The following is an 11,491-nucleotide window of genomic DNA, read 5'->3' as shown; positions in this document are numbered from 1 at the left end:
TAAAACTACACCAATATGGATTAAACTCCATAACTGAAGTGTCAAGGAAGGATTTTGTACAACCCAGAGTAAGCGCTGGGTCTCAAGAGACCGCGCTTACTCTACTTATTATCCAAGTATAAGTCCTTCCGGACTTTAGCACCTTCCAATCTTTCAAATTTTGTAAGGATTTGAATAAACAAAAGAAGGGCGAAACCAAACGGTTTCGCCCTTCTTCCTTATGTGTTATGTTTCCGATTAGGATCCGGCAGTACGAGCAGAATAGCTAATCTTCAATGCATACGCTTCACGAAGCGCCTGCTTCACGTCGGTGATAATACCCATCTTGGTTTCTTTATCCGCCTTGATAGATACCGTCATAAACGGTGCGTCTTCTTCTTTCATACTTGATTTCTCCTGCGCAATGTAGTCTTGAATCTCAGAGATTTCAGCGAAGTTGTCATTCAGCTGCAAACGAGTAGCAGTACCCATTTGTGCGCGGTGCTCAGTCGTCGGTTCTCCTACATACAGGAAGGTTACCAAAGACTTTTTCTCTAACTTCTGCAACTCAGTTGCCTGAGGTGCGCGGAAGACTACTTTCAATGTTACTTCACGCATAGAGGTTACCATCATGATAAAGAACAAGAAGGCGAATACCAAGTCAGGCAATGATGATGTATTCAATTCAGGCATCTCACGTCCGCCCGATTTATTAAATTTTCCCATTACTTCGTCCCTCCATAATTTTTAGGTTCTGCTTCAGATATCTTTTGCGGATAGATCTTACGCACAGCATCCTGTTGTTCTTCATCTAAATCAACATATACTTTCCCGAATTTCTTCTTGGATACATCGTCACGCAGTTCGTTGTAGGCTCTTGCCAATTCGTTCTGCACATTGATGTATGCCTGATATTCCGTACCACGGTCATTCTGCAAGGAGATCACGTGGTTTTTCGTTATCATCATGGTTCCGAAGAAAGGAATATCCTCTTCCAACTTTTCGGGTTTATGTTCGTCATTATATGGATTCTCAATGAACTCCTTTACCATATCTTTCAGCTGGGAGATATCAATATGCTCGTTGTTAGCCAAAATCTGGTTGCTGCTGTTGATCATCACAACCATTAGATTTCTTTTCTTGATATCCATATCTTCTTTCTCTTGGTCCTTCTGAGGTGGCTGCGGCAAGCGCCGTGCTAACCCTTGGTCCGTATCCATTGAGGTGGTAATAAGGAAGAAGATAAGCAACATGAAAGCAATGTCAGCAGAAGAAGAACCATTGATTCCTGGTGTCTTTCTTTTTTTTCCCATGTTCTCTTATTCTAAAGTCGTTTATTATTTGCCAAAAATTTTCTTCAAGCTTCCCCACACAATCGCAAGGATCAATAGGGCAACTAAAGCGTAGATAGAATAGATCCACATGTCTGTAACCTTCAGCCACATCGGAATATTGTATTTAGCTGTGTCTGCACTTACCAGAGGTAACGGAGTTCCGTCACCGATCATATAACATACGATCATCAAACCGGCAAATAATACCAAAGCACCCAATCCCAGCATAGCGCCTTTGGGATTTGTTTTGAACATGCTGATAAACTGCCAGAGGGCAAAAATAAGTGTACTAACGGCTGTAATGGCAAAGATGACATAGATCCAATTCAACAGCAAGCCTGTATAAATAGGTTCTTTCATCTCAGCAGCCGGGTCTACTATCCCTCCCAGGAAGAAGGCTAGCAGTACGGCTACACTGATCACTACTGAAACGATCAGTGTCCAACTGGATATTTTTCTAATTTTAGTAACTGCCATAATCGTAATTATTTTTTGAATTTAAGGTTGTATTTAATAACCATATCAAGCAATGTGATAGAAGCGTCTTCCATTTTGTTCAGGATGCCTTCTACTTTGCTTAACAAATAGTTATAGAATACCTGCAGGATCAAAGCAACCACAAGACCACCTACTGTTGTGATCAAAGCCACTTTCATACCACCGGCAACAACCGTCGGGCTGATATCACCTACTTGTTCGATTTTGTCGAACGCCATGATCATCCCTACTACTGTTCCCAAGAACCCTAATGACGGAGCCATAGCGATAAACAGGGTAACCCAAGAGAGGTTCTTTTCGAGCAGACCGCTCTGAACACCTCCGTAAGAAACAACTGATTTTTCAACTACATCAATACCTTGGTCGATTCTCATCAAGCCTTGATATGCGATAGAAGCGATCGGACCTCTTGTGTCGCGAGCGATTGATTTAGCGCCTTCTACGTCACCTTTGTCCAGTGCTTCTTCTAATTCTTGTAATAATTTGTCTGCGTTTGTGTCAGCCAGATTCAGATAGATAATTCTTTCCAAACAGAAGGCCAAACCTAAGATCAACGTGATAGCTACCAAACTCATAAAGTCGGCACCACCCTCGATAAATTTAGTTTTTAACGCTTGGTGCATACCACCTTCAACAACGGCTTCCTGCGCGAATGCGACTGTAGAGGTTCCAAGGGCGCACAAACCCAAGAATGCTTTTGCAAATAACTTTTTCATTGTGTGTTCAATTTTTAAGATTAATAATTCTCTTTTTATATTTTAAGTTTCTTATTGATTGATCCTTATCATGGTATATAAATAGCGTCATGGTATATTTCTCTCTTTTCGCGGAGAGAGCGGGATTCGAACCCGCGATACACTTTAGGCGTATACACGCTTTCCAGGCGTGCCTCTTCAACCACTCGAGCATCTCTCCAATGTCTCATATCCTTCTAAAACGAGCGCAAAATACGAAAAAAATCGCATTTGCAAATGTTTCAGCGCACAAATCTAAAGTTTTTGCGCGACATAAACATCGATTCCAAGCAATAAAATCGGATATTCTCGTAAAAAGTTACATCTATACATCCTTAATTAATATTTCTAAACAAATTTAATGCGTTTTTTTGAGTCTTTTTAATGACTTCTTCCAGTGTTATCCCATATACCGAGGCGATCTTATCAGCCGTTTTCCAAAGATAGAGCGGCTCGTTTCGTTTCCCCCGATAGGGCACCGGCGCAAGATAGGGAGCGTCTGTTTCGAGCAGAATATGGTCGATTGATGTCTGTATAATCACTTCGCTCAAGCGTGAATTTTTGAAGGTGATCACGCCGTTGATTCCGATCAGGAAGCCCGGCATTTTTTTTATCTCTTCCAACTCCTCCTCGTTTCCGCTGAAACTATGGAATACACCCGTTAGCTTGTTGGCTCCTACCTTATGGATGCTGTCGAACACCTCCGGAAAGGCATCCCGCGTATGAATCGCTACAGGCAGTCCTTTGTCGATGCTCCATCGCAATTGTTCTTCAAACACGATCTTTTGCTCCTTCAGCCAGCTCTTGTCCCAATACAGGTCGATGCCTATTTCGCCCACGCCGCAATAGGATCGCTTTGCCCATGCTGACTCTGTTTTCGCCAGGTTTTTGGCATAGTCGCCATCCACACTCGTTGGGTGTAGTCCCATCATCGGAAAGGCGAAGTCCGGATGTTGATCCGCCAGATCCAGCATCCGGTCGATCGTCTCCGTATCGACATTGGGTAATAATAGCGCCTCTATACCCGATTCCTTCGCCCGAATAATCGCCTCTTCGCGATCCGAATCGAACTCTTCCAGGTATAAATGGCAATGCGTATCGATCAATCCTTGGGTCATGATTGGCGGTAAAGTAATTGGTTGCACACCTCTATCAATACCTCCCGCCGCTCAGGTGCCACCTGCAGCGCGTCCAGATGGGCGATAGCCGCTTGGTAATACGTCTGCATTTTTGCCGTTACCAGTTGTTTTAAGTTTAACTCATTATATATATAGGTAAACAGCGCGATCTTTTCCTGCGCGTCATACTCCGTTCGAGCGATCCATTCCGTAAGCGTTTTCCGTTGATCCTCATTGGCGCGCTTCAAGGCGTTGATCAAGATAAAGGTCTTTTTGTTGCAGAGAATATCCCCGCCTATATTCTTGCCGAATGTTTTGGGGTCGCCATATACATCTAATAAATCGTCTTGTAATTGGAAAGCCAGGCCGATGTTCACGCCAAAGGCATAGAGGTGATCCGCGTCTTCTTTAGACGCGCCACCCAGTATAGCGCCTGTTTTCAAGCTGCAGGCCAACAATACGGCTGTTTTCAGGCGAATCATCTCCAGGTATTCCTCCTCTGTCACATCCATGCGCGATTCAAATTCCATATCATACTGCTGTCCGCCGCATATCTCCGCCGCTGTTTGTGTGAAAAGATCCAATACCTCTTTCAGGTGGGATGCCTCTGTTTCGGCTATCAGGCGGTAGGCTACAATCAGCATCGCGTCACCCGAGAGAATGGCGGCGTTCGCGTTCCATTTTTTGTGGACCGTCGGTTTGTTGCGTCGCACATCTGCTTCGTCCATCAGGTCGTCGTGCAATAGCGTGAAGTTATGAAATACCTCTATGCCTAACGCCGGATTGATGACCGTGTCCAGGTTGTCGCTGTACATGTTGCAGGCGATGAGTGCCAAGGCGGGCCGGATGCGTTTGCCGCCCAGTGAGAGGATATACTCGATGGGGTCATACAGGCTTTTGGGTGGATAGTCGAGGGATAATCGGCTGATTTCCGATTCGATTCGTTCGAGAATTTGCTGAAAGGATAACATGGTTTCTTGTTTTTTGTAAAATAAAAAAAGGCTGCGTACACAGCCTTTTTTTTCTATTCATTTGTATCGACCGTTCTTACTGTAAACGGAACTGGATTGGCATGGTGTATTTTACACGAACCGGTTTTCCGCGTTGCTCACCTGGTGACCATTTAGGCATGGTGCCGATCACGCGCAAGGCTTCTTTGTCCAAAGAAGGGTCCTGTCCACGAACGATCTCCGCGTCTACTACCGAACCGTCACGATTTACCACGAAGGAGATAACTACGCGACCCTGGATACCATTTTCCTGTGCGATTACCGGATACTTGATGGAGCTATTCACAAACTTCAAAAGTGCAGCATCACCACCAGGGAAAGAAGGCATCTTTTCTACTACGGTAAAGATCTGATTGTCTGATTCCTCTTCTTCTTCTACTACTGTCGGAGCAACATAGGTCTCAACCTGGGCAGCCGACTGGTCGTCTTCTGTAGATAAGATCTCTTGTTGTTCCAGTTCCACGTCGTCTTCTACCACGTTCAACAATTCAGGAGCAGCCTGTACTGGTGGGGGTGGGGGAGGGGGAGGTAGTTCCTCCGGACGTGTGATCTCTATTTCTTCTTCTGCAACGATGTCAGCGACACCTTCACTTGCAGTTGCTATCTGGATATCGCGGGTTCCCCATTCGAAACCTACGAACAGGCAAGCAAGCGCAACAACCAGCCCCATAAGGATGCTTAGTGTTTTACCGCCCTCCAGATCCGCTTTCGGTGATTTTTTTACTTCCATACTTTTACTTATGATTAATAATGTGTTTTTCTTCTTATGGATCTAATCCATTTACAAAAATAGTAATAAAATAGGATACTCCGAACTTTTCGAATAAAATCCAACTCTTTTTAGCATTTTTTTAAGCTATAAAGAAAAAAGAGGGTCTATATATACCTTTTTGCGGATTTTTCCGTTTCAGATAAGAAAGCCTCTTTGCTCTTCCTATTTTTGCGGCGGTAAAGAAAAGGCTTTTTTTTGAAAAACTATATCTTTGAATTCATTTTCTTGAAGAAAACATGAAAAAAATTATATATCTCCTGGGTATTATCCTTTTTTCGGTGGGGCTGCAGGCTCAAAACGGTAACGAGGTATTCGGCTTCCTGCGTTTCCCCGCGTCGGCTCGTATCAACGCGTTAGGCGGCCAATCGGTTTCCCTGGTCGAGCGCGATCCTTCGTTGGCTTTTCACAATCCGGGCTTACTGGGGGGCGAAATGGACGGGATGGTCAACCTGAATTATATGAATTATATTTCGGATATCAACCTCGGTAGCGCGCTCTATGCGAAGGCGCATAAAGAACGGGGTGCCTGGGCTATTGGCGCGTCGTTTCTGCACTACGGCGATATCCGTGAATACTCCGCGGAGAATATAGCCGGTGGCAGTGTGTCGGGTAGCGATATTAATTTGCAGGGCATCTATGCCTACGACCTCTCGGAGCGCTGGCGGGGTGGTCTTTCGTTGAAGCTGCTTTATTCTACCTTTGCCGAATATACGTCGCTCGGCTTGGCTGTCGATGCCGGTCTTACCTATTATAATTCTGAGAAAGAATTCTCGTTCGGCTTTGCCCTGAAGAATATCGGAGCCCAAGTGAAAGCCTATGAAGAGGAGCGGCAACCTATTCCCTGGGATATCCAGCTGGGTATCTCCAAAAAACTCCCTCATGCCCCTTTCCGTTTCTCCATAACCGGGCAATACCTGAACCGCTGGAAGTTTAAGTCTATCGATCAAACAACAGACGATGACGCGGATGATGGTTTTGGAAAGACTTTCTTTAAGCACCTGGTGTTCGGTGTCGATTTTATTCCCTCTGAAAATTTTTGGGTAGGTGTGGGGTATAACCCCAAGCGAGGCATGGATATGAAGTTGCAAAGTGGTAATACCTTAGGCGGTTTCTCGGCCGGTGCCGGCGTGAAGATCAGTCATTTCGATCTCGGTGTCTCGGTCGCTCAATACCATCCCTCCGCCATGGCACTGATGATAAGCCTTTCAACTACTCTTTCTGATTTCCGACCATAGGGGAGCTGAGACGCATAGTCTTATCGGATGTAATGTCCTTCGACATGGTTGTTTGTGATATATCGAACAAGATATTGATTCTCCTTGTTTTGAAAAAAAACATACCAAGTAGTGTTCTGATTTGGGCAGTATAGAATATAGCGTAAATCTTTCCCGTATTTAGAAAAATATGAAGGCGATATTCTTGATGGGCTCAAATGGATATTTTTGGAAATATACTGAACCATTGTGCTTACATACCGAATAGCGTTTTCTTGAAAACCAAAATAGTCAGAATCATACAGATAACGGCTCAATCCATCTAAATAATCTATAACAGCCGGATGGAAAGTAACTATAGGTTTTTCTACCATTTCCTAATTCTTTTCTCCATCTCTGTCATAAACGCTTCCGGTGTTAACGCCTCTGCTAAGGCTTCTTCAAAAGTCTGCGTTGCACACTTCTCAATATAGTGCTCATCTAATATTCTTTTCTTGTTTAGCCACTGTTGATAACCGGATTTTGATATCCCTCCGGAAATTCCGCCTGGCTCCTCGACTAAAAAATCCTCTGTTTGGTAGACGGGCACAGGCTCATTGAGGTTGTCCTGATTGTCGGCTTCGTTGTTTGTATTGTACGTTTGTTCCATAGTTATATGATTGATATCTTCACATACAAATATAGTGATTTTTTTTTCATAAGCGAAATATCATTTTGTCAAAATCGCCCGACTATTTTTCCAAAAACGTAGGGGTATTTAAAATTAGTCCTGCGAGTAACACTTTTTAACGTATCATATTGTAAAGCGAAATCGCCTTTTTGCTTACATTTTGTATTTTGACGTTTTTTGAATAGTGCCCACCATCGGTTCAATTTCTTGTTGGAATATATCTCGCAATCTATCGAAAGATTCCTCGTATCTGAAAATATTCTCTTACCTTTGCCCTCCTAATAATAATAGCTTAACAATAAAGACACAATGGGTGGTTTTTTTGGGACTATATCAAAATCGGCTTGTGCTACCGATCTTTTTTATGGCACGGATTACAATTCACATTTAGGTACCCGGCGAGGGGGGATGGCAACGCTTCATGAAGGCATCTTCAGACGCTCTATTCATAATCTTGAAAACTCCTACTTCCGTACTCGTTTCGAGGCAGACCTGGATAAATTCAAAGGAAACTCAGGGATAGGGATCATTAGTGATACGGATCCGCAACCGATATTCGTCAATTCCCATTTGGGGAAGTTCGCTATCGTGACGGTAGCCAAAGTGAATAACCTGGATGAACTGGAAAAAGAGTTGCTTGAGAAAGGCGCCCATTTCACTGAGCTTAGCTCCGGCTTGACCAATCAGACAGAGCTGATCGCTCTTCTGATCTCTCAGGGAAAAACGTTTACGGAAGGGATCGAGATCGTACAAGAAAAGATAAAAGGTTCCTGTTCGATGTTGATACTGACTGAAAACGGTCTGATTGCCGCTCGCGACAAATATGGGCGCACCCCGGTATTGATCGGTCGAAAAGAGGGAGCCTATGCCGCGTCGAGCGAGCCTTGCAGCTTCCCGAATCTGAACTTCGAACTGGAGTACAACGTAGGGCCGGGCGAAGCGGTGTTATTGACTGCTGACTCCATGACACAATTGAGAGCGCCCAATAAGAAGATGCAGGTTTGCTCTTTCCTTTGGGTCTATTATGGCTATCCGGTGTCTGACTATGAAGGGATCAACGTCGATGCGGCTCGCTATGCCAGTGGCTTGGCAATGGCTAAAAAGGACGATGTCGAGGCCGACTATGTAGCGGCTATTCCCGACTCCGGCATTGGCATGGGGCTCGGATATGCCGAAGGTAAAGGAATCCCTTACCGCCGCGCCATCATCAAATACACGCCGACCTGGCCACGTAGCTTTACGCCTGCCAACCAGTCGGTACGTGATCTGGTGGCAAAGATGAAACTGATACCCAACCGGGAACTCCTACGCAACAAGCGGGTTATCTTCTGTGACGACTCCATCGTGCGTGGTACCCAGTTGCGCGACAATGTGAATATCCTGTACGGATACGGCGCCAAAGAGGTGCATATGCGCCTGGGTTGTCCGCCGATCCTTCATTCTTGTCCGTTCCTCGGTTTCACGGCATCCAAATCGTCGATGGAGCTGATCGCACGTCGTATCATTCAGGAACTCGAAGGAGATGCCTCCAAAGATCTGGATAAGTATGCCACGACAGGGTCGGAGCAATACAATACCATGATCGATTGCATACGTCGGAAACTCAATATCACGACATTGAAGTTTAATACAATTGAAGACTTAATCGCCTCCATCGGACTGCCCAGAGAGTGTGTTTGCACGCATTGCTACGATGGAAGTAGCTATTTCTAATAATGGATAATTGATAATGGATGATTGATAATGAAGGATGTCGTATCAATTATCAATTATCAATTATCAATTTATCTTACATCTATGACTACTGTTAAACGCTTTCTAAACTACGTCTCTTACGATACAGAATCTAATGAAGAGACAGGAACAACACCCAGTACACCCGGACAAATGGTGTTTGCTGAAGCTTTGGCTAAAGAGCTTGAAGCCCTGGGGCTGGAAGAGGTAACACTCGATGAGAATGGTTACCTGATGGCCACCCTGCCGGCCAATACCGATAAAGAAATCCCGACAATAGGTTTTATCGCGCATATGGATACCAGCCCCGATATGTCGGGTGCGCAGGTGCAGCCCCGCATAGTCGCTTATCAGGGTGGTGATATTGTGCTCTCGGAAGCCGACGGTGTGGTGCTTTCTCCGAAGATGTTCCCGGAGATGTCGGACTATATCGGGCAGGATATCATCGTGACAAACGGACAAACCCTGTTGGGTGCTGACGATAAAGCGGGCATTGCTGCCATTGTTTCTGCTATGGAGTATCTGCTTGCCCATCCGGAAGTGACGCATGGCAAGATACGCATTGCCTTCACGCCTGATGAAGAGATCGGCCAGGGTGCTGATCATTTCGATGTGGAGAAGTTCGGTTGTGCCTGGGCCTATACGATCGATGGCGGACAGATCGGGGAACTGGAGTATGAAAACTTCAACGCCGCCGCTGCTAAAATAACCTTTAAAGGATTGAATGTGCATCCCGGAACGGCTAAAGATAAGATGATCAATGCCTCCCTGTTGGCAACTGAATTTGCCTCCTGGCTGCCGGTGACCGAACGACCGGAAACGACCAGCGGATACGAAGGTTTCTATCACCTGACGGCTATGTCAGGAACGGTGGAGGAGGCCAGCCTCTCTTATATTATCCGTGACCACAATCGGGAACTCTTTGAAAAGAAAAAAGAGAACATACAGCAATTGGTCAGTCGGATGAATGAGAAACACCCCGGAAGCACTTCCCTGGAAATGCGCGATCAATACTATAATATGAAAGAGATTGTCGCTCCGCAGCAACATATCATCGACCTGGCTTTCGAAGCGATGACAGCCGTGGGCGTGAAACCGATTGTGAAGCCGATCCGCGGAGGAACCGATGGAGCGCGTCTTTCTTTTATGGGACTTCCCTGCCCGAATATCTTTGCCGGTGGGCATAACTTCCACGGGCGCTACGAATACCTGCCGGTTCCTTCACTGGATAAGAGCAGACAAACAATTCAAAAAATAATCGAGCTACTGGCTCAACAATAATAAACAAAAAACATCAGTATGAAAACGACTCCATTTACCGATGTGCATATCGCATTAGGTGCTAAGATGCACGAGTTTGCCGGTTTCAATATGCCTATTGAATATACCGGTATCATTGACGAACACATGACGGTGGTAGAAGGCGCCGGCGTGTTCGATGTATCCCACATGGGCGAGTTCTGGGTAAAAGGCCCGAATGCCCTGGCTTTTTTGCAGAAAATCACCTCCAACGACGTAGCAGCCCTGGAACCGGGAAGGATACAGTATGCCTGTTTCCCGAACGAAACGGGTGGTATTGTCGACGACCTCTTGGTGTATTGCTACGATCCGGAGAAGTATCTGTTGGTAGTCAATGCTGGCAACCTGCAGAAAGACTGGGACTGGTGTGTTAGCCACAACACGGTAGGAGCCGAACTGGAAAACTCTTCCGACAACATCGGCCAATTGGCTATCCAGGGACCGAAGGCAACAGAAATCCTGCAACGCCTTACACCGGTTGATCTGTCGGCTATTCCTTACTACTCATTCGTGACAGGCGAATTTGCCGGATGTCCGAACGTGATCATTTCCAACACCGGATATACCGGAGCAGGTGGTTTTGAGCTCTATTTCTATCCGAGCGACGCGATGACAATCTGGAATGCCATCTTCGAAGCCGGCAAACCGGAAGGCATCAAACCGGTTGGTTTGGGTGCCCGCGACACTTTGCGCCTGGAAGCTGGTTTCTGCCTCTATGGCAACGATCTCAGCGAAACCACTTCACCTATTGAAGCAGGCTTAGGCTGGATCACTAAATTTGTAGAAGGCAAAGACTTTATCAACCGCGCCGAACTGGAACGTCAGAAGAAAGAGGGTGTTACCCGCAAGCTTTGCCCGTTCGAGATGATCGACAAAGGTATACCCCGTCACGGATATGAAATTGTTGATGCAGAAGGCAACGTGATCGGCGAAGTAACCTCTGGAACCATGTCCCCTTTCCTGAAAAAGGGAATCGGTATGGGTTATGTTAAACCGGAATATACCAAAGTAGGTACGGAATTCTTTATCCAGGTGCGCAACCGCAACCTGAAAGCGCAGGTCATCAAAGCACCTTTCCGCGCTAAACAGGTATAATTCTTTATCAACGATAAAACAAAAGAGATTGTCT

The 11,491-nt window shown here is 45.6% G+C and carries 12 protein-coding genes and 1 tRNA gene; 4 read left to right on the top strand and 9 right to left on the bottom strand.

The annotated features are described in order from the left end of the window. Positions 1-237 precede the first annotated feature (237 nt). The 8 genes from M2134_RS14740 to M2134_RS14705 form a co-directional block, all read right to left on the bottom strand. A complete protein-coding gene (locus tag M2134_RS14740; RefSeq protein ID WP_280751902.1) occupies positions 238-705 on the bottom strand; it encodes a biopolymer transporter ExbD in 468 nt (155 codons plus the stop codon). Continuing rightward, positions 705-1,292, bottom strand: coding sequence for a biopolymer transporter ExbD (locus tag M2134_RS14735; RefSeq protein WP_280751901.1), 588 nt, complete (start codon positions 1,290-1,292; stop codon positions 705-707). The genes M2134_RS14740 and M2134_RS14735 overlap by 1 nt, the downstream gene beginning before the upstream one ends. Before the next feature lie 24 nt (positions 1,293-1,316). After that, positions 1,317-1,790 (bottom strand): hypothetical protein, encoded by a 474-nt coding sequence (locus tag M2134_RS14730; protein WP_280751900.1) that lies wholly within the window; start codon positions 1,788-1,790, stop codon positions 1,317-1,319. An 8-nt stretch (positions 1,791-1,798) separates the two neighbouring features. Further along, a complete protein-coding gene (locus M2134_RS14725; RefSeq protein ID WP_280751899.1) occupies positions 1,799-2,527 on the bottom strand; it encodes a MotA/TolQ/ExbB proton channel family protein in 729 nt (242 codons plus the stop codon). Between the two features lie 111 nt (positions 2,528-2,638). After that, positions 2,639-2,726, bottom strand: a tRNA-Ser gene (locus M2134_RS14720). A gap of 154 nt (positions 2,727-2,880) precedes the next feature. Beyond that, positions 2,881-3,663: a TatD family hydrolase gene (locus tag M2134_RS14715; protein ID WP_280751898.1), complete on the bottom strand. Its 783-nt coding sequence runs from the start codon at positions 3,661-3,663 to the stop codon at positions 2,881-2,883. Beyond that, entirely contained in the window at positions 3,660-4,634 is a 975-nt protein-coding gene (locus M2134_RS14710; protein ID WP_280751897.1) for a polyprenyl synthetase family protein, read from the bottom strand. Before M2134_RS14710 ends, M2134_RS14715 begins: the two co-directional genes overlap by 4 nt. Positions 4,635-4,710: 76 nt before the next feature. After that, on the bottom strand, positions 4,711-5,403 hold the full coding sequence (locus tag M2134_RS14705; protein WP_280751896.1) for an energy transducer TonB: 693 nt from the start codon (positions 5,401-5,403) through the stop codon (positions 4,711-4,713). A gap of 278 nt (positions 5,404-5,681) precedes the next feature. Here M2134_RS14705 and porQ point away from each other — a divergent pair, with 278 nt between their 5' ends. Further along, entirely contained in the window at positions 5,682-6,680 is a 999-nt protein-coding gene (gene porQ / locus M2134_RS14700; protein WP_280751895.1) for a type IX secretion system protein PorQ, read from the top strand. A 346-nt stretch (positions 6,681-7,026) separates the two neighbouring features. Here the strand turns inward: porQ and M2134_RS14695 are convergent, their stop codons facing one another. Beyond that, the gene (locus M2134_RS14695) at positions 7,027-7,308 is read right to left on the bottom strand and encodes a hypothetical protein (protein WP_280751894.1); all 282 of its coding nucleotides are present in this window, start codon (positions 7,306-7,308) and stop codon (positions 7,027-7,029) included. 330 nt (positions 7,309-7,638) lie between these two features. Here M2134_RS14695 and M2134_RS14690 point away from each other — a divergent pair, with 330 nt between their 5' ends. The 3 genes from M2134_RS14690 (at position 7,639) to gcvT (ending at position 11,457) form a co-directional block, all read left to right on the top strand. Next, positions 7,639-9,042 carry an amidophosphoribosyltransferase gene (locus M2134_RS14690; protein WP_280751893.1) on the top strand — a complete coding sequence of 468 codons (1,404 nt, stop codon included), beginning with the start codon at positions 7,639-7,641 and terminating at the stop codon, positions 9,040-9,042. 84 nt (positions 9,043-9,126) lie between these two features. Beyond that, positions 9,127-10,344 carry a peptidase T gene (gene pepT, locus M2134_RS14685; RefSeq protein ID WP_280758213.1) on the top strand — a complete coding sequence of 406 codons (1,218 nt, stop codon included), beginning with the start codon at positions 9,127-9,129 and terminating at the stop codon, positions 10,342-10,344. 18 nt (positions 10,345-10,362) lie between these two features. Next, positions 10,363-11,457, top strand: coding sequence for a glycine cleavage system aminomethyltransferase GcvT (gene gcvT, locus M2134_RS14680; protein WP_280751891.1), 1,095 nt, complete (start codon positions 10,363-10,365; stop codon positions 11,455-11,457). Positions 11,458-11,491 lie beyond the last annotated feature (34 nt).

Origin of the sequence: Parabacteroides sp. PM6-13 (assembly GCF_029892605.1) — a bacterium.
Classification (GTDB): domain Bacteria; phylum Bacteroidota; class Bacteroidia; order Bacteroidales; family Tannerellaceae; genus QVMG01.
Note: the sequence above shows the minus strand (reverse complement) of the source record. Positions and strands in the feature narration are given on the sequence as shown.